Here is an 18,550-nt window from a genome sequence, read left to right as displayed (position 1 = left end):
CAAAGGCAAATCATTGGCATAAGCGGGTATTTATAAAATAAAAACCACACTATCAGCAACAAAACCATACTTTATTACCAAAAACCCAGTTATTCAAACTATATTTATTTCAATTAACCTACCTAACCTATTTATGAGAAACCTATTGACATACTTGCCGCCGTTCTGCGCCTTTTTTGTGTTTGTCTCTTGTGGCAATCCTACAGAAACAAAAGAGAGCACTGCTACAGTCCAATCCACTGACAGCACCTCAAAGTATCTCTCTGAACCATTAATTACAGATCACTATACTGCTGACCCTTCTGCTCATGTCTTTGGTGGAAAAATCTACATCTATCCTTCTCACGATGTAGAATCGGATGTTCCCGAGGACGACTTGGGAGCACATTTCAATATGATGGATTACCATGTCTACTCTATGGACTCTCCAGACGGAGCGATTACCGATCATGGCAAGGTATTGGGTGCTGAGGATATACCTTGGGCAAAAAGACAACTTTGGGCTCCTGATGCTGCTGAAAAAAATGGCACATATTACCTCTATTTTCCGGCAAAAGATGAAAATGACATTTTCAAAATCGGGGTAGCCGTAGGTGATTCCCCTATTGGTCCCTTTACTGCACAGCCCAAACCCATCAAAGGAAGTTACAGCATAGACCCATCTGTTTTTGAAGACAGTGACGGAACATATTACATGTACTTTGGCGGAATTTGGGGAGGTCAACTGCAGAAATACAGAAACAATAAATTCGAAGATAAAGGAAGCGCACCTACCGATGGACTTCCTGCTGACGACCAACCGGCTTTGGGACCCATCATCGCCAAAATGAATGATGATATGCTGGAGTTTGCAGAAACTCCCAAGGAGATTAAAATTTTGGATGAAAACGGCAAGGAACTCCTAAACGGGGATAATGACCGAAGATTTTTTGAGGCTGCCTGGGTTCACAAGTATGGGGGTACCTATTATTTATCTTATTCTACAGGCGACACACACTTCATTGCTTACGCCACTTCTGACAATCCATACGGGCCATTTACTTACAAAGGCGTGGTGCTTAACCCGGTGGAGGGGTGGACAAATCATCATTCCATCGTGGAAGTGGATGGTAACTGGTTTATCTATTATCACGACACTCAGCTTTCCGGAAAGACTCACCTTAGAAACATCAAAGTTGCACCAATGAAGCATTTCGAAGACGGCAGTATTCAAACAATAACACCTGTGAAGTAAGAAAAAGTCAAAATTCATCATTCCATGAAAAAGGAGTCATCAAAAATGGCTCCTTTTATATTTTAGCACTGCCTGGTGCTTTACCTTTCCAAGATACTCCAATGCAAGATCAGTAGGCTCTATCTATCTGAATAATTAAAGGAGAATCCAATCGAAATATACCCCCTAAGCTCGCCATCCCTGTCATTCCCTCCAAATCCCGCAGTAATGGGACCTACGATCGACTGATAGGATATATCCATCCCGTATCCTAAGTAACTTTCCTGTTGATTGATCTCCGTGAAAAAATCAGGGTCAGTAAATGGTATCTGTTCACTATAGCCCAAGAAATTTGCTCCTGCCCTTAAATTTATTTTCTTGAAGGGGAGGTATTGGAATTCAGCGCCAAACTTTATGAAATTAGGCGTTTGAATTTCCGCATAGTTCAATCCCCAAAACCTTGTGTCATTGAACCTTACATTCTGGTAGCCTCCAACAAAAAACTCATTGAAAACCTTGGAATTATCTTCTGAAGAAAGCGTTAAACCTGCGGCCATATCCGGATGAAACTGCAGCTTAGAGTTAAACCTTAAAAATTTGGAATACTTTGCGTAGACTGAGAAGTAAGAATTCGGAACTAGATCTTTCACATATGAATTAAACAGATTTACCGGCAAAGCCATACTCTCTTCCCCTACGTTGAAAGAGACAGTATCCACGCCTGACTGAAGATTAATTGACAGCCAATTTTTAACATGCAGTGTCCCCTCCAACAGAGCCTCAGCGCCTGCTGTGGGGTAATTTCTATCATTTTGGGAATTTCGGTAATATTTAAACCTGCCTCCGAAATACGCTTGACGGCCATTCTTGATATCCTCAAATGAACTGGAAAAAGACTTGAATTTTGAGGTAGACGCATCAAATATACCTCCTATAGAAAAGGACTGCTTCAATGAATTGGTAGAAATCATCTGAGCTTCGATTCGGGAATTTCGACCAATCTGAACATCGACCTCTTTTCCCTCTATATAATTTGGAAGTTCCTGCTTCAGGAAATTCATCCGGAAATTGAATGCAAATTTCTTTTTTGTACCTGTGTACTTGTAATAGTCCACCCTGAACTTCGGGTTATCAGAAATATCTGCAATAAGAATGGTTCGTGAGTTTCGTCCGATCACCTCCCTCGCCGTTAAATTCAACAAGATCCCTGCTGAAAACTGATCATCGTAATGAATAGAAGTGCTTAATAAAGTACTGGGCTTCTCCTTGATCCTAATAAGTAGTGCATACCTATTGGTGGCTATATCCGTAAGCCGGTAATCTACTTTGTAAAAACCGTTCATACCATATATACTATGCACAGCAGTCTCCAACTCATCGCGGTTTACATAATCTCCCTCATCAATATTCAGTTTTGACCGGACTAAGTCAGTAGAAAAAAGACGATTACCCAAAATCTCGATTTTATCGATCTGGATAGAATCTGTATGAAATGTTATTCCTGACACAACATCATTTCTGCCCAGACTATCGGCCAGGTGCTTGAACTGATCCAAGTATTTTTCTCCCGCTTTAGTCCCGAGTTCTAAAATATCATTAAAAGAGCTAAAACTGCCTGTAGAATATCCTCCCAGATCAGGCTTGATATAGATGTCCGTTGCTTCAATATTCTCCTTGGTAATGCTCAGCGAAGGTGCCATGGCAAGCTGCATCAGAATCCCTCCAAATCCCCCCAATTCATCAATATCCTTAAAATCTTCTCTACTCACATTGACACCTATGACTACATCAGCACCCATTTGTCTCACGATGTCGACCGGGAAATTATTAACCACTCCACCATCTACTACAGAGGTACTGTCCAAGTCAAACGCAGAAAAAACCGTTGGGATGGCAATACTGGATCTCAGAGCATCCTGCAGATATCCCCTATCAAAAATTACCGGTTGTCCTGTCCGTATATCCGTTGCCACGCAACGGAAAGGAATCGGAAAATCATCGAATGTCTTGTAAGAATTAGCCGGCCAGGTGAAATAATGCAAAACATCTGAAAGCACCTGTCCCTGAATCAAACCGGATGGAAAAGCGATTTTTCCTTCCACTATAGGAAATTCAAGTAGATAACGATTGTAATATTCCTTTTCTTCAAAGGCAATTTCCTTAAAATTCACCCTGTTGGAAATCAACAACCCCCAATCAATCCTTCCTATGATTTCCTCAAGTTCTGCTGCGCTATATCCCAACGAATAAAGCCCTCCCACTACAGCCCCCATACTTGTACCCACAATGTAATCAGGCTTGAGACCCGCCTTTTCCATTGCCTTAAGTATGCCTACATGTGCTATTCCCTTGGCTCCTCCTCCACTGAGTACCAATCCTATTTTTGCCTGCTCAGCCTGAGGCTTGGACGTGTAACCAGTCTGAGAAAAGGCATGCTGACAAACCCAGAAAACAAAACATAGGAAAGTGAGGTTTCTAAGCATTTTAATAGAAATAACTACTGCTTAAAACTGGCTATATTTTTTCAATTGATTCCACTTTTTACGAAAAACCGAAGAAAAGAGGCTGTCCCAAAACTTATGAATGTCACATTGAGGAGCTTGCCTCGCTGTAGCGGAAAGTCGAAATGGGCATGATTAGCCTCTAAAAGGCTTCGACTTCCCTACCAATGACGGAATTCAAATAAGTATTCAAATGTTGCGTAAGTCCGAGATCGGAGTCGATGACCCTTCGATTTCGAGACTCTCGCCTCTAAATGCTCAGGATGACCCAACTTTGTTCCTAAAATCACTTACTGTCATTATTCTTTTGTAAATCTTAAATTTTTCTTACTCAGCCTGACAAGAAAAACTGATTATGAAACAGCCTCTGTTAATTCTTCCTATAATCCAATGGCGGTTCCCGGTCACCTGTCAATGCTTCGTAGCTAAAGTCCTCTCCTCTTCGTTCATTCAATTCAGACAATGCCTTTTTAGTAACCTCCGGATCATTAAATATATCAATCGCAGTCAAAGTCAGGGTTTTTGCAGCTACCATCATTCCTTTCGGGCCTATGCTAGTCCCTCCGGCAGCCACTGCCTGCCAAGTATGTGCAGATGTACCCGGTACCCAAGTGGCCGAACCCATGCCGGCTGTAGGCACAAGCCAGCTTACATCCCCCACGTCTGTAGAACCTCCTGTTCCTTTTTCCACCACTTTAAAGGGATTGATTTTGGCAGCATCTTCTACTGAAGCTTTCATAGAATAGGTTTTCATGATCTCCTCCGCAAACTTTCTTTCCTCAGTATCATACACTACGCCGCCGACTTTCACCAGATTGTTATACATGATTTTTCCCAAGGTTTCATTTGGCAATAAATTATAAAGCCCGTGTATCACTTCATATTTCATTTCAGTATTGGTGCCGATGGCTGCACCTTCAGCAGCTTTGACCACGCGTTCAAAAATTGATTTCACGTTGGCTACATCAGGGTTTCTTACATAATAAAATACTTCAGCAAAAGCCGGAACTACGTTTGGGGCTTCTCCTCCACTGGTAATCACATAATGAATTCTCGTTTCCTGCGGCACATGTTCTCTCATCATGTTCACCATATAATTCATAGATTCCACTCCGTCCAGGGCAGATCTTCCCCGCTCCGGAGACATGGCCGCATGCGATGCTTCACCATAAAATCTAAACTTTGCTGACTTGTTTGCCAACGAGGAAGTTGCACTTGCATCGTTTTGGCTGGACGGATGCCAGTGCAATACAGCGTCTACATCGTCAAGCAATCCCGCTTTGGCCATGTAAACTTTGCCCGCTCCACCTTCTTCGGCAGGCGTCCCATACACCCGGATGGTTCCCTGTACACCCGAAGACTCCAGCCAATCCTTTGTCGTGATTCCTGCAGCCACTGAGGCAGCACCGAACAAGTGATGTCCACATGCATGTCCGGGGCCTCCTTCGACGACAGGATCTTTGAACGGTACTGCTTTTTGGGAAACTCCCGGTAATGCATCAAATTCAGCAAGGATCGCAATAATGGGTTTGCCGGATCCATACTCTGCCACAAATGCCGTTGGAATATCAGCTACACCTGCTTTGACTGTAAAACCGGCATCTTTCAGTGTCTTTTGAAGCAGCGCAGAACTTTCATTTTCAAGATAGCCCAGCTCAGGGTTTGACCAGATTTTCAGGGCGATGCCTCCGTAAAAATCCGCTTTGCTGTCAAGTGCTGAGAGAATCTCCTGCTCTTGAGCATGGACTTCCACTGTGATAAATAGACAAATCAATAAATAAAAGTTCTTCATAAATCAAGAATAGGTTGATGGTGACTTTTAAATTACATAATGTGAAACAACTTCCAATTAAATTTTAAGAAAATGAAACAAGAATCCCGTTATTTTAAGGAAACTACAATTACCGGAAGCACTCCAAGAAATTATTGAAGTAAAAAAATTGACATTCCCCCCCTGTCTGGGCAAAACACGTAACCTTTTTTGATCCTAATTGAAATCAAATGATAGAACCTTCACATCCTAAGCCCTCCGAATAATCATATATTCTGAAATTCAGCAAACCTACCCTCTCACTTCCCGTAAAGAACGTAGGTTTTTCTATTTCAAATGAAATCCCGATCTTTGCCTAACGTATGAAATCAATCATCTCTTCTATAATGCTCCTATTTTTCCTGACAGGTCAGGTTAATTTGACCTTAGCAGCGCATTATTGTGGGGATGAATTAAAAAGTACCGACGTCACTATAGCTCCCGAGAAAACCGATTGTTGCGGCGTGGATTTAGAGAAAATCCCTGATCCTGATTGTTGCTCAGATGAATATACTTCATCTGATTCAGATGACTATTTTGGAAAAGCACAGTTCCAGACTCAGCTTTCTGCGGAATTTGTGTTGGTATACGTGCTTACCTTTCCCGGCATTCAACTTAAAGTTGATCAAATTCCAAACCCCGACTTTGTATTCCCCGATCGGCCAATTCCAGATCTGAACATCCTACATCAAACCTTCCTTATTTAAAAATTGCTTGATTTTTTATCCGTCTTAGGCGGACTGTAATCTATTTTACACACAAGCAATTATTTATGAAATCGAGCATGACTCAGAACATCTCACACTGGGATGATTATTTGCCTTGCGAGATTCCATGTGGCTCTAAAAAAGAAATCACAAACACATGAAATCAATAATCCTATTAATAGGATGCCTGGTAGCACCGTCGATTCTATTTGCCCAAAACTCCATAAAAGGGCAGGTAAAATCAGCATCCAATGAGCCTCTGATCGGCGCCAGCATTAAACTTCTGGACAAGCAGCAAGGAACTGTCACCGATACGGAAGGTCGCTTCATACTGGAACACATACTGCAAACCGACCGTTTAATCATTTCCTATCTTGGCTATGAACAGGATACATTAACTCCTGTTTTTGACCAAGCGATGGTAATCACACTTCAGGAAAGCGGTGAATCACTGGAGCAAGTCACTATACAGGCTAGATCAGAGTCCGTGGTAGACGAAGCTCCTTTTCTAAGTATTCTTATTACCGAAAGCGAACTTCAAAAAGCCGCCTGTTGCAATCTTTCTGAGAGTTTTGAAACAAATGCGTCTGTAGATGTCTCCTATGCAGACGCTGTCACCGGCACCAAAATGATCCAAATGATGGGGCTGGACGGTCGATACGTACTGATCAGCAGAGAAGGAATCCCCAATATCAGGGGGTTGAATTCCAGACTCGGTCTTACCTATGTACCGGGAACCTGGATTCAATCCATCGATGTGGGAAAAGGCGCCGGGACTGTCATCAATGGCTACGAATCCATGACCGGTCAGATCAACGTGGATCTTTTCAAACCGGAAACCATGGACAAATGGTATCTCAATGCTTACCTCAACTCCTTTGGAAGGCTGGAAATCAACGCAAATCACCAGATTCCCATCAATGAAAAATGGAGCTCAGGCGTGTTGTTTCACGCCAGTCAAATCGGTACGGAAATCGACGGAAATGACGATGGTTTTATGGATTTGCCGAAAGCAAGACAGCTGAACTTCCTGAATCGCTACAAGTATGGGGGAGATCGGCTGATGGCCCAAATAGGCGTGAATCTATTTATGTCTGACAATGCAGGAGGGCAAAAAGGATTTGGCTTCAACAGCGATCTGTCCACAAGTAGCATGTATGGCTATCAAATGGATACCCGAAAAGCAGAAGTATTTGGCAAACTGGGGATGATCTATCCCGATAAGCCTACCCAAAGTTGGGGCTTCCAGTATTCTCTCTCCTATCAAGATTTCAATGGAGGAGCAGGAAGAAGAATCTATAGCGGTATTGAAAAAACAGCGTATGGGAATTTCATTTACCAGAATATCTTAGGTTCAAGCTTTCACCAATACAAAACCGGAGCTAGCTTTCTTTATGATGATTTTGAGGAAACTTTCAATTCCAACAGTACTACCGGTCTGGATACAGCTATGAATAGGACGGAAAAAGTGCCCGGTGTTTTCTTCGAGTATAATTTCATCCCAAACGACCAACTTACAGTAGTAGCGGGAGCAAGAACGGATTTTCACAATCTTTTCGGCACCTATTTCACTCCCAGAGTCCATGCACGGTGGGAATTTGTCCCTAAATGGACAGTAAGGGGTTCTGTAGGGAAAGGCTACCGCACACCAAATGCCCTAATGGAAAACAGCATGATCTGGGTTTCATCCAGGGATATTATTTTCAATGCTGTACTTCAACCGGAAGTGAGCTGGAACACAGGAATCAGTCTCGCTGCAAATTTGTCGATTAAGGATAAACCACTTAGTCTGGTGACGGATTATTTCTATACCACTTTCGAAAATCAGCTGGTGTATGATCAAGATGTAAGTTCATCATTACTGGTGATCAATAATCTGCAAAACGGCTCATTTGCCCGTAGCTTTCAAGTAGAAGCCAGTTATCCATTGACTGAAAAACTGGATGTTAAAGCAGCCTATAAGCATTATGAAAATCTCATGACGACCAACGGTATCTTACAGCAAGTTCCCTATCAAAGTCAAGACCGCTTCTTCATGAATTTGGCCTATGCTACCAATTACGATAAGTGGAAGGCAGACATGACTGTAAACTGGAATGGCCCAATGCGCCTACCTGACACCGGTGACAGTCCTATGGAATATCGGGTAGCGGAAAAATCACCTGATTTCTTTCTGGTGAATGCGCAAGTGAGCCGTGGGTTTCGCTGGGGCAGCATCTACTTGGGTGGAGAAAATATCCTGGACTTCAAACAATCAAATCCAATTATTGATCCCGAAAATCCTTTTGGACAAAATTTCGACGCCTCGATGGCCTGGGGACCAATCGCCGGAAGGGTTATCTACACAGGGATCAGATATAAAATCAACTAATAACTACGATGAAAAAGCTAATCTTAACCCTATTTATTGCGGCTTCCGCATTTGCAGCACAGGCACAGGTAAAAACTATCGGCATCAAAACATCAGCAATCTGCGAGATGTGCAAGGCTACCTTGGAAAAGGATCTCACCTTCGAAAAAGGTGTGAAATCTGTAAATCTGGACTTGGAAACCAAAGTATTAAACATTGCCTATCTGGACTCCAAGACCAACCCGGACAAACTCCGAAAACGTGTGACTATGGTGGGCTATCATGCAGATTCACTGAAGCGCGATCCGAAAGCCTATGAGAAACTTGATGAATGTTGTAAAGACGGTGCGCACGATAACGCACCTCACAAAAAAAAGGATAATTAATCGCAGGAAGCTTCTCAGAAATGGGAAGCTTTTTTACTCTTGGAATCGATTGCTTTGTCCGTCATTGCGAGAAAAAAACAATGACCGAAGGGAAGTGTTTTTGACGAAGCAATCTCTTATTGAGTGCTAATTACTACTGGATCGCTTCTCCGCCTCAGGCAGATCGCGATGACGGATAACCGATGATGTGTGGTTTACTCTCGGAATCCATTGCTTTGCCCGTCATTGCGAAAAAAAACAATGACCGAAGGGAATTGCTTTCGACTAAGCAATCTCTTATTGAGTGCTCATTACTACGGGATCGCAATGACGGATAACCCAAATTTTAGAATCAGACCAGCACCAACTCAAAAGGTCTAAACGCATCCAAAAGCGGATCCGACGGATCCAGCTCGGTAACCAAGGTATGAACGGCCGTCATATCACAGGTCTTATACTTTTGGACGGAATGAAGCTTGTCCGAAACAGTCAGAATTATAGTTTTCTTGGCAGCTCGGATCATTGCCTGCTTCACCTGAATCACTTCCCAGTCAAACTCCGTCAATCCAAATTCCGCATCCAAATATCCAGTACCGAGTATGCACAAGTCCACGCGAAGCTGTGAAAGTGCGTTTACTACAGTTCCTCCCACAGCGAATTTGGCCTCATGCAGGAGTTTACCTCCCAAAAAAATCACCTCAACATTTTCATGCTCAAGCAAGGCCATCGCCACATGCAAACTTGGTGTGAAGACAGTCAAAACCAATTTCTTTGGGATGAGATTGGCAACTTCCATATTCGTAGTACCTCCACTCATTAAGATCACCTGTCCATCAGAAAGTAGAGAAACAGTCTTTTCGGCAATGGAAATTTTCTTTGACTTCAGGTAGATATTCCCATCGTCTTTGGTGAAAGTCATAAATCCAAAGGACGTCGCTCCACCATGCACCTTCTTCAGCTTTTTTTCTTTGTCCAACTCCTTTACATCCCGTCTCACGGTATCGATCGACACATTTAATGAATCTGATAAGTCATTGAGCAAAACCCGGTGATGCAGGTGTACCTGATCCAAAATATACTTCTGTCTTTCTTCTTTCAGCATAGGATAAAATTGTTGGATTTGGGAAGCTAACAATAACAGCAAAAACTTGCAAAAACAACCTGCAAATGGAACTACCTGCAAAGAATTGCCCGGTCACCTTGCCTATCCTGCATTTTTCTGGCTAGTTTAGCTGTGGAAAGCAATTCTTACCCCATTGAATTTGACGTTAAAGTAGACTGAAAAACCATGAAGTCCAATTCCCTGTATCCTATATTTCTATTAGGAATCTGTTGCATTTCACTTATTCAAAGCTCCTGTAGCCCAAAATCTACTTTCAGGATAATAGACAAGCCCATCATGTGGAATCAAGAAAGAGAGGAACTCTCTCTTAGGTACCTCAAAGAGCGTCATGGTCTGGAACAGAAAACTGCATCTATTGACCCTAAAATGGTAGTAGTCCACTGGACTGCAATTGACAATATAGAAGTGACATTTGATGTTTTCAATCCGGCTACATTGGATGGAAGGGCAGATTTGACCGGTGCAAGTAATTTAAATGTTTCAAGTCAATTTTTAATTGACAGGGACGGCACGATTTTTAGACTATTACCGGACACTACTTTTGCCCGGCATACGATAGGATTGAATTATTTGGCGATTGGCATCGAAAATATCGGCAGTGATAAGATGCCTTTGACAAAAGAACAATTAAAGGCAAACGAAAAGCTGATCAGATATCTGGAAAGGAAATATGCAATAGACTATGTCATCGGCCATCATGAATACCAAAACTTCCAGTCAACAGACTGGTGGAAGGAAGTTGATCCTGATTATCGCACTGTAAAAACCGATCCGGGAGACACCTTTATGAAGAAACTCCGAAAAAACTTGGCAGATTTAGATTTGAAACCCATACCAACGCTTTGATTACCCATTTATGAAATCCCTTTCTAGGCATCTATTTATTATTTTGACCATCAGCCTACTGTTGTCTGCCTGTAAATCCCAAAAAACCACAACATCAGGAAAACATCCTTCCGGCACTATCAATACGACCACCAATCCAAACCCGGGAGCCAATCTTCCTGTAAAGAAACTGCCGAAAGCTCCGGTAGCTTTACAACCCTTAACATTCCAAATGCCTGAAATGCCACGGGAATTCCGTGGGGTCTGGATAGCCACGGTAGCAAACATCGATTGGCCTATTTCTCCGGATGACACGTACGAAAAGCAAAAGCGTGATTTCCTTAATCTTTTGGATTATTACAAAAACCTTAATTTCAATGCAGTTATCGTTCAGGTAAGAACTGCAGGGGATGCTTTTTATCCCAGTAACCACGCACCCTGGTCCAAATACCTGACCGGAAAACAGGGTAGAGGACCAAATACTTCCGAGAATCCCCTTACGTGGATGATTCAAGAGGCGCATGCCAGAGGATTAGAATTTCATGCTTGGCTAAATCCATATCGTGCCACCATGAATCTAAACACAGCCGATCTCAGCCCCGATCACGATTATAACTTACATCGAGACTGGATGCTGAAATACGATACCAAATATTACTACAATCCCGGATTACCCGAAGTAAAAGCTCATTTACTGGCTGTAATCAAGGAAATTGTGGACAATTACGATATTGATGCTGTTCACTTTGACGATTATTTTTATCCCTACAAAGTCGCAAAATTAGATTTTCCGGATAAGGCAACTTACAGCAAGTACAAGAAACCCGGGCAATCACAAGATGATTGGAGAAGAGATAATGTAAATCAATTGATTCTTGCTCTCAATGAGACGATCAAGCAAAGTAAACCGTGGGTACAATTTGGTATCTCGCCCTTTGGTGTATGGAGAAATCAGGACAAAGACCCAAAAGGATCCCCTACCAGAGCGGGGCAAACAAACTATGACGATCTCTATGCGGATGTCTTGCTTTGGATGAAAAATGGCTGGGTAGACTACATGATTCCCCAACTCTACTGGAGTATGGATCACAGGCTCGCATCGCATCGAATGCTAAATGACTGGTGGGCAAAAAACCACTATAATACCAACATATACATCGGAAATGGACCCTATAAAATCCGCGAAGATTCCGACGCTGCATGGAACAATCCCCGCGAAATCAACATGCAAATTTCATATACACGTACGCTGCCTACCATACAGGGGAATGCCTTTTTCTCTGCAAAATCCTTGAAAATCAAAAATCAGGATGTGGCTCAGTTGCTCAAAAGCGAACTATACAATGAACCAACATTACCTCCCTCATTTCAACCCAAAAGCCCATCTGTCATAGACACACCTGTAGTATTCAGCGTGGAAGCCAATTCGGAATTTACCTCTATACGAATGGCGAGTCCTCTTGACCCAGCTATCCGTTATGCGCTTATTCAAGGTGCGAATGAGCTAAATCAACTGGCCGGAGCCGAAATACACCCAGTCTGGGTAGGTGGAATGAGAGCAAGAACCTTGGAGGTTAAAAGTCTGAATACTAAATTTCTTGCCGTACGCTGGATTGACCATTATGGACGAATCGTACAAACCCAAGTTTACCAAATACCTTAAAATCTCTTTATATGAAATCGAACATGATCCCGTACCTACGGAAACACACAGGGGGATGATTATAAACCGACAGACACCGCATCAGCAGGATCGCTCTTTTTTAGGGCGGGGAGGGGTGACGCAGCAGCAGTCTTGTCCGCCGCAGGAGGAAGCCAGGCGGCTGGACTGCGGGGTGAAGCTTTGCTGGCATCTTGACTTTTTGCTTCTTTTGCGTCAAGTGAAGGGCATTTTAAAAATGACACAACTAGAGGAAACATACGTATTATCATTACACGCCAAAGCAGTTAAGATCGTGTTTTGGATTAGTGCTAGATCCTGTGGTCAAGTGAACGCCCAGCATGTTAAAAATGTATCAGGAAGGAAAACGGATGTGCTTGACTGCCAATGGATCCAGCAGTTGCATTCCTATGGGTTACTATCGGCAAGTTTTCAGCCGGAAGATATGATAAGAACACTCCGTGGCTACATGCGGCACAGGAAGAATCTGACCCAAGCGTATTCTACCCAGATACTTCATATGCAAAAAGCCTTCGAGCAGCTCAACATTAAACTTCACAATGTGATTACGGATATCACGGGGAAATCCGGCCAGCTTATCATCAACGCGATACTTGACGGAGAACGGGATCCCGAGAGACTTGCTTCATTGGCCGTAGGCCGGGTTAAGGCTTCGAAAGAGGAGATCGTATTATCCCTGGAGGGAACCCGGAAAGTGGAGCCTCTCTTTGAACTACGGCAATCCTATGAACTATATCTGATATACAAGCAAAAGATAACCGACTGCGATACCCAGATCCAAAAACACATGGAGGAGCTGGCGGGCGAAAATGGAACCGGCAAATGCCAAGAAATTCCAAGGAGAGTATATAGTAAGAACAGGTTCAGCTTTAATGCCACCCCATACCTTGCCGATATTGTTGGCGTGGATCTTACCAGGATATTCGGTATCAGTGAAGTCTGTGCAATGGAGATTGTTTCAGAAGTTGGGGTGGATATGAGCAAATGGCCTTCTGAACGACAGTTCACCTCATGGTTAAATCTTTGTCCCCACAATCGGATATCCGGGGGGAAGCTGTTGAAAAACAAAAAGAAAAAGAGCAAAAACAAGGCGGGACAGGCATTTAGAATGGCGGCCTTTGCCCTCCAGAGAAGCGACCATTATCTGGGAGCTTTTTATCGGAGGATGAAGTCAAAAGGAGGGGCGTTGTTTGCCACAAAGGCCACTGCGAGAAAACTAGCTGTTATATTCTATCACATGGTAGGTAGCCAGTTGGAGTTTAATCCCATATCTCTGGAAGAATACGAGAAAAGCCATGCGGATCGGAAGCTAACATATCTCAAAAGACAGGCATCCAAATTAGGCTTGGAATTGATGCCTGCTGGGGATAGCTAGTTTTGTTTCTTAAGAGCCAAAAGAACTAAGAAATCGAACATGACTCAAAAGTCACACACTGGGATGATTATTGGCCTTGCGAAGATTCCATATGGTCTTAAAAAATCAATTATAAACAGATGAAAGACATGCTTGTGCGATTGATCGGTTTGCCGGATGTTTCTCAAGAAGAAGCACGCCTGTTGAAAAAGGAAAAAATCGCATTCCGAAGAGCAATTGCGCCGGAAAAGCACCTTATAAGCAAGTGGGTTTTGGAGCATTTTGGTGAGTATTGGCAGTCAGAATTGGAAGTAGCTTTCAGCAGACAGCCGGTAGCTTGCTGGCTCGCACAACGGGGAAACGACATTCTGGGGTTTGCATGCTACGAAAGTACCGCCAGAAATTTCTTTGGTCCGACAGGCACACTGGAATCTGAGAGGGGAAAAGGAATAGGCAAAATACTTCTGGTCAAATCTCTGGAATCGATGCGGGAAATGGGCTATGCATACGCCATTATCGGCGGAGTCGGCCCTGCTGAATTCTACGAAAAGACGGTAAACGCAAAAACCATTGACGGATCTGAAGTGAGTATCTACGAAAATCTGATCCGCAAGTGATAGAAAAATCCTCCAATAGAAATCCTTGGGTATGGATTCCTTCGCTATACCTGACCGAAGGAATTCCTTACATAGTCATCATAGCTGTGTCAGTGATTATGTACAAAAAACTAGGGATCTCCAATGCTGACATTGGCTTATACACCAGTTTATTGTATTTGCCTTGGGTAATCAAACCTATCTGGAGCCCGATTGTAGATCTTTTTGGAACAAAGAGAAAATGGTTCCTGGCTATGCAGCTAATACTCTCTCTGGTTTTTCTGGGAGTCGGACTGACCACAACCGGCAGCAGCTTTTTCTTTATGACCCTTGCCTTTTTCTGGATGGGAGCTTTTGCCTCTGCCACCAATGATATCGCATCAGATGGCATGTATCTTATTGCTTTGAAACCCGAGCAGCAATCCTTTTTTGTGGGATTGCGAGGCACCTTCTTCAGAATAGGAATGATCACCGGCCAGGGTTTGATCGTGATGATCGCAGGTTATCTGGAAACAAACCTCTGTGACAATAGCAAAGCCTGGTCATATACCATGATTACCGTGGCACTGTTGATGCTGATTCTTACTGCCTTCAATTATTTGTCTACACCAAATGTAGAAGAATCAACTGATCGTGCTGCTCGGGAAGCGAGCTTCGGGAAGGTTTTCACCACCTTCTTCACCAAGAAAAACATTGGGATTTCTCTGGCTTTTGTATTGCTCTATCGGTTGGGAGAATCCCAGTTGGTGAAGATGGCTTCTCCTTTTTTACTCGAAGGAAGACAGACTGGCGGGCTGGGGCTGAGCACCTCTGAGGTAGGATTTCTTTACGGGACTATTGGGGTAATTGCATTGCTCTTGGGTGGGATTTTGGGAGGAATAGCCATCTCCCGTGATGGACTGGGCAAGTGGATGATCCCGATGGCTCTTTCGCTGAACCTTCCGAATTTGCTTTACATAGGCCTAGCTCACTTCCAACCTGAGAATATCTTTTTTGCCGGCACAGTAGTAGTCGTCGAGCAATTCGGCTATGGATTCGGCTTTGCTGCTTACATGGTCTTCTTGATTTACTTGGCAGAAGGTCTGTTCAAAACTTCCCATTATGCCTTGGCAACAGGTTTTATGGCCATGGGGATGATGCTTCCGGGAATGCTATCCGGCTATGTCCAAGAGTGGCTGGGTTACACCGGATTCTTTATCTGGGTAGGAATAGCAATGATCCCCGCACTGGCAATTGCCGCAAGCGTGAAGTATCCTAGGGAATTTGGGAAGAAAACGGATTGATTTACGACTTGGGATTTACGATTTACGGCCTTTTTAGAACCTCTACCTTTCGGTTTACTTCATACCTTTCAAGTAATTCTAAAATATTTCAATTTTCCAATGAATTCAAAACTCTCCAAAGATCAAAAAATTGCGCAGAGCTTCTCCCCCGCTGCATTTATCCATGATTCGGAGGAAAATTACCTTGCAGTCGAACAGTTAATTTGTGAGCAGGAAATCGGCGGATTGACATTTTTCCATAGCCGGCATTCTGCTGCTGCCAACTTCGAAAAGCGTGCTGAAGTGTTGGATGTAAGCGGAACCTTGGAGAAAATGACCCGATTGATCAATCGCTATCAGGCTCTTTCGAAAATCCCACTGCTGATTAGCATTGACGGAGAATATGGCTTGGCAATGCGGATTGAAAAAACACCCCAATACCCTTTTGCAATAACGCTTGGAGCGATAAGGGAAAATGGACCGGAATTGATCGCAGAGGTAGGCTATAGAATGGGCATGGATATGAAAAAAGCAGGAATCCACCTTAACCTAGCCCCATGCTCGGATATAAACACCAACCCAAACAATCCCGTGATCGGCTACAGATCCTTTGGAACAGATCCACAAAAAGTAGCCGAGAATTCCATGGCAATGTATCATGGCATGACAAAAGCAGGAGTTGGAGCATGTCTCAAGCATTTCCCCGGTCATGGTGACACCCAAACGGATTCTCACTTGGGACTCCCGGTTATCCAAAAGACCAAAGAAGAACTGAAAAATGAGGAACTTTTCCCATTTCAATATGGAATAGATCACGGCGTGGAAATGATTATGGTAGGTCATTTGGCTGCTCCTGCATTATCGGGAGGAAAGGAAATAGCTGCCAGCATCAGTCGGGAGATCAGTACAGATTTGCTGAAAAAGGAAATGGGATTTAGGGGAATCGTGATTTCAGATGCGCTTAATATGAAAGCCGTAGCCGACATGTTTCCAGAACCGGGACAACTCGAATGGGAGGCTTTTCATGCAGGAAATGATATTTTATGCTTCTCTGATCATGTGGAACAAGGCATGGATAAAATTGCCGAAAATGCTTCAAAAGAAGAAATTGAAGCTGCGTTTGAGAAAGTTTGGGCATTAAAACAAAAGCTGGGGGTATTTGATTTTAAAGAACTGGATGTTCCTGAGTTTGGTTGGAAAAGTCACTCTGAACTTCAATCTCAACTTGCCGAAGAATACGTTTCGGTGGTCTCCGGGAACATCCATGGTGGAGAATTGCGAAAATTGGTAGCTGAAGGAAGGCTGGCTCATCGCACGTTCTTCCATCGTGGACCAAACTCATTTGCCCATAAATTGGAAGTGCTTTTCTCTCAAAACTTGGAAGAAGTAGAAATCAATAAAGCCGAGAAAGTAGTCATTTCAGTCTTTGTCCCATCTCATAAACCGCTGAACTGGTTTGGAATGGATGTAGAGGTATTGGAAGAAATCAGAAGTCTGGTTCGGACCAAATCATGCATTCTGGTTCATTTCGGCAATCCTTTGGCAATGAGTCATCTTGGAAAATTGGAAGATTTTGAAGCAGTGATCTGTGGCTATCAGAGATTTGAGGAAAGTCAAATGGCTGCTGCAAAGTTTTTTCAGGAAAAATAGAAATTTCAGGCTCTGAAGAAACAGGTTAACATGACTAAGCTGAGTAAAGCCAATAAGTCTACAGAAGTGCTACGCTCTCTTCGAAAACCTCTGATAATTGGCGGTTAAATAAAAAAAGCCGGTATCCTTTCGGAAAACCGGCTCTAAAAGAAATCATTACGCATTTGTAGCTGGGTTAATCAGCTGCAACTACATTCTGACTTCTTATACTTATATGCCTTCCAACTCCAGTTCAGCCTTTACCAACAAAGCATCCTCTTTGTGATCCTTTACTTTGCCTAGTGTCTTGTCAGAAAATGCCTTTAGCGTATTGTTCTCTCCGTTGTCATTTTGATTTTCATATACTGACATTGAATTATCCAATGCTTCCAGTTGAAAATCAATAAAGGCCATATCAAAATCCTCTCCGGTCAAAGCTGCCAATTCATCGTATTTGGCTTGCATAGCATCTGATACTTCCTCAGATATTTCTACGTCTGTTCCGTTTACAATCCCCTCTAGCTCCGTTTTACTTTCTACGCTTTCAGACACGAGCATAGTACCGTATTCAATCACAGAATCATCTTCGCCCTTATCTAGTGCCAGTTGTCCAAAATTAATTTGTGCATTAAGATTTTCAGAGGAAGCTATTGCGAAATTCCTGTCTTGCTGACTATAAGTAGTCAGAATCGGGTCATCATCATCTTCGCATGAAGTCATTCCTACTAGGAGAAATGACGAAAGCAGCACAGCTCCGGCAATCCTTGCATTTTTTCCGAAAATGTCTGCTTTGGGGTGATTTACATTACTTGTTTTCATAAGAAAATTAGTTGGTTTAGTGTTCTTCCTTTATGATTACAAGTACCATTCCCATGGCCTTTTGAAGCGTTTAAGGACTATCCACACAAATCCGCCTGCGTAATGCTTACTCAGTCTGTTGAAAATTTTGCGCCTTTAAGCGGAAATCTCTTCTCCTTTTTCCTGATAAGAAAAACAACGTTCAACCCTGATTATGCATTAAGGTTCATTATAGCCTGTCCCTATTTTAATCAGGAAAGCAATTAATGGCTGCAATAACTTGTGCGCAGTGGTGCAGAATTGCTAAGGCATACTTCGGTTCAACACTAATCAGGT

General features: G+C 43.0%; 14 protein-coding genes. 10 read left to right on the top strand and 4 right to left on the bottom strand.

Features of this window, described 5'->3' with window-relative positions; all coding sequences use genetic code 11:
• The first annotated feature begins 133 nt into the window (after positions 1 to 133).
• Positions 134 to 1,234, top strand: coding sequence for a glycoside hydrolase family 43 protein (locus ID165_RS00445; RefSeq protein ID WP_192348453.1), 1,101 nt, complete (start codon positions 134 to 136; stop codon positions 1,232 to 1,234).
• A 119-nt stretch (positions 1,235 to 1,353) separates the two neighbouring features.
• Here the strand turns inward: ID165_RS00445 and ID165_RS00440 are convergent, their stop codons facing one another.
• Both ID165_RS00440 and ID165_RS00435 read right to left on the bottom strand, forming a co-directional pair.
• Positions 1,354 to 3,696, bottom strand: a complete 2,343-nt coding sequence (locus tag ID165_RS00440; RefSeq protein WP_192348452.1) for a patatin-like phospholipase family protein — start codon at positions 3,694 to 3,696, stop codon at positions 1,354 to 1,356.
• A gap of 388 nt (positions 3,697 to 4,084) precedes the next feature.
• Complete coding sequence (locus tag ID165_RS00435) at positions 4,085 to 5,506, bottom strand: amidohydrolase (RefSeq protein WP_192348451.1); 1,422 nt, start codon at positions 5,504 to 5,506, stop codon at positions 4,085 to 4,087.
• Between the two features lie 341 nt (positions 5,507 to 5,847).
• On the opposite strand from ID165_RS00435, the gene ID165_RS00430 reads away from it, so the two are divergent.
• The 3 genes from ID165_RS00430 to ID165_RS00420 all read left to right on the top strand — a co-directional run bounded on the left by ID165_RS00430 (position 5,848) and on the right by ID165_RS00420 (position 8,967).
• Positions 5,848 to 6,231, top strand: a complete 384-nt coding sequence (locus ID165_RS00430) for a hypothetical protein (RefSeq protein ID WP_192348450.1) — start codon at positions 5,848 to 5,850, stop codon at positions 6,229 to 6,231.
• A 157-nt stretch (positions 6,232 to 6,388) separates the two neighbouring features.
• Entirely contained in the window at positions 6,389 to 8,602 is a 2,214-nt protein-coding gene (locus ID165_RS00425; protein ID WP_192348449.1) for a TonB-dependent siderophore receptor, read from the top strand.
• 8 nt (positions 8,603 to 8,610) lie between these two features.
• Positions 8,611 to 8,967: a heavy-metal-associated domain-containing protein gene (locus tag ID165_RS00420; RefSeq protein WP_192348448.1), complete on the top strand. Its 357-nt coding sequence runs from the start codon at positions 8,611 to 8,613 to the stop codon at positions 8,965 to 8,967.
• A gap of 331 nt (positions 8,968 to 9,298) precedes the next feature.
• On the opposite strand, the gene ID165_RS00415 is transcribed toward ID165_RS00420, so the two are convergent.
• The gene (locus ID165_RS00415; RefSeq protein WP_192348447.1) at positions 9,299 to 10,048 is read right to left on the bottom strand and encodes a DeoR/GlpR family DNA-binding transcription regulator; all 750 of its coding nucleotides are present in this window, start codon (positions 10,046 to 10,048) and stop codon (positions 9,299 to 9,301) included.
• A gap of 297 nt (positions 10,049 to 10,345) precedes the next feature.
• Here ID165_RS00415 and ID165_RS00410 point away from each other — a divergent pair, with 297 nt between their 5' ends.
• The 6 genes from ID165_RS00410 (at position 10,346) to ID165_RS00385 (ending at position 17,437) form a co-directional block, all read left to right on the top strand.
• A complete protein-coding gene (locus ID165_RS00410) occupies positions 10,346 to 10,915 on the top strand; it encodes an N-acetylmuramoyl-L-alanine amidase (RefSeq protein ID WP_225586916.1) in 570 nt (189 codons plus the stop codon).
• Positions 10,916 to 10,925: 10 nt separating this feature from the next.
• Complete coding sequence (locus ID165_RS00405; RefSeq protein ID WP_225586915.1) at positions 10,926 to 12,557, top strand: glycoside hydrolase family 10 protein; 1,632 nt, start codon at positions 10,926 to 10,928, stop codon at positions 12,555 to 12,557.
• Positions 12,517 to 13,950, top strand: a complete 1,434-nt coding sequence (locus tag ID165_RS00400) for an IS110 family transposase (RefSeq protein ID WP_192348445.1) — start codon at positions 12,517 to 12,519, stop codon at positions 13,948 to 13,950. Before ID165_RS00405 ends, ID165_RS00400 begins: the two co-directional genes overlap by 41 nt.
• A 119-nt stretch (positions 13,951 to 14,069) precedes the next feature.
• Complete coding sequence (locus tag ID165_RS00395; RefSeq protein ID WP_192348444.1) at positions 14,070 to 14,546, top strand: GNAT family N-acetyltransferase; 477 nt, start codon at positions 14,070 to 14,072, stop codon at positions 14,544 to 14,546.
• Positions 14,543 to 15,808: an MFS transporter gene (locus ID165_RS00390; protein WP_225586914.1), complete on the top strand. Its 1,266-nt coding sequence runs from the start codon at positions 14,543 to 14,545 to the stop codon at positions 15,806 to 15,808. The genes ID165_RS00395 and ID165_RS00390 overlap by 4 nt, the downstream gene beginning before the upstream one ends.
• Before the next feature lie 99 nt (positions 15,809 to 15,907).
• Positions 15,908 to 17,437: a glycoside hydrolase family 3 protein gene (locus tag ID165_RS00385; RefSeq protein ID WP_192348443.1), complete on the top strand. Its 1,530-nt coding sequence runs from the start codon at positions 15,908 to 15,910 to the stop codon at positions 17,435 to 17,437.
• Positions 17,438 to 17,647: 210 nt separating this feature from the next.
• Here ID165_RS00385 and ID165_RS00380 read toward each other — a convergent pair whose 3' ends face one another.
• Positions 17,648 to 18,235 carry a DUF4142 domain-containing protein gene (locus ID165_RS00380; protein WP_192348442.1) on the bottom strand — a complete coding sequence of 196 codons (588 nt, stop codon included), beginning with the start codon at positions 18,233 to 18,235 and terminating at the stop codon, positions 17,648 to 17,650.
• Between the last annotated feature and the right edge of the window lie 315 nt (positions 18,236 to 18,550).

This window comes from Algoriphagus sp. Y33 (assembly GCF_014838715.1).
GTDB lineage: Bacteria > Bacteroidota > Bacteroidia > Cytophagales > Cyclobacteriaceae > Algoriphagus.
This window is presented reverse-complemented; position numbering and strand designations above follow the sequence as displayed.

Coding starts and splice junctions, on each gene's coding strand:
- ID165_RS00380 (WP_192348442.1), bottom strand. CDS start 18,235: ATGAAAACAAGTAATGTAAATCACCCCAAAGCAGACATTTTCGGAAAA.
- ID165_RS00400 (WP_192348445.1), top strand. CDS start 12,517: ATGGACGAATCGTACAAACCCAAGTTTACCAAATACCTTAAAATCTCT.
- ID165_RS00410 (WP_225586916.1), top strand. CDS start 10,346: ATGTGGAATCAAGAAAGAGAGGAACTCTCTCTTAGGTACCTCAAAGAG.
- ID165_RS00420 (WP_192348448.1), top strand. CDS start 8,611: ATGAAAAAGCTAATCTTAACCCTATTTATTGCGGCTTCCGCATTTGCA.
- ID165_RS00425 (WP_192348449.1), top strand. CDS start 6,389: ATGAAATCAATAATCCTATTAATAGGATGCCTGGTAGCACCGTCGATT.
- ID165_RS00415 (WP_192348447.1), bottom strand. CDS start 10,048: ATGCTGAAAGAAGAAAGACAGAAGTATATTTTGGATCAGGTACACCTG.
- ID165_RS00435 (WP_192348451.1), bottom strand. CDS start 5,506: ATGAAGAACTTTTATTTATTGATTTGTCTATTTATCACAGTGGAAGTC.
- ID165_RS00405 (WP_225586915.1), top strand. CDS start 10,926: ATGAAATCCCTTTCTAGGCATCTATTTATTATTTTGACCATCAGCCTA.
- ID165_RS00445 (WP_192348453.1), top strand. CDS start 134: ATGAGAAACCTATTGACATACTTGCCGCCGTTCTGCGCCTTTTTTGTG.
- ID165_RS00440 (WP_192348452.1), bottom strand. CDS start 3,696: ATGCTTAGAAACCTCACTTTCCTATGTTTTGTTTTCTGGGTTTGTCAG.
- ID165_RS00395 (WP_192348444.1), top strand. CDS start 14,070: ATGAAAGACATGCTTGTGCGATTGATCGGTTTGCCGGATGTTTCTCAA.
- ID165_RS00430 (WP_192348450.1), top strand. CDS start 5,848: ATGAAATCAATCATCTCTTCTATAATGCTCCTATTTTTCCTGACAGGT.
- ID165_RS00385 (WP_192348443.1), top strand. CDS start 15,908: ATGAATTCAAAACTCTCCAAAGATCAAAAAATTGCGCAGAGCTTCTCC.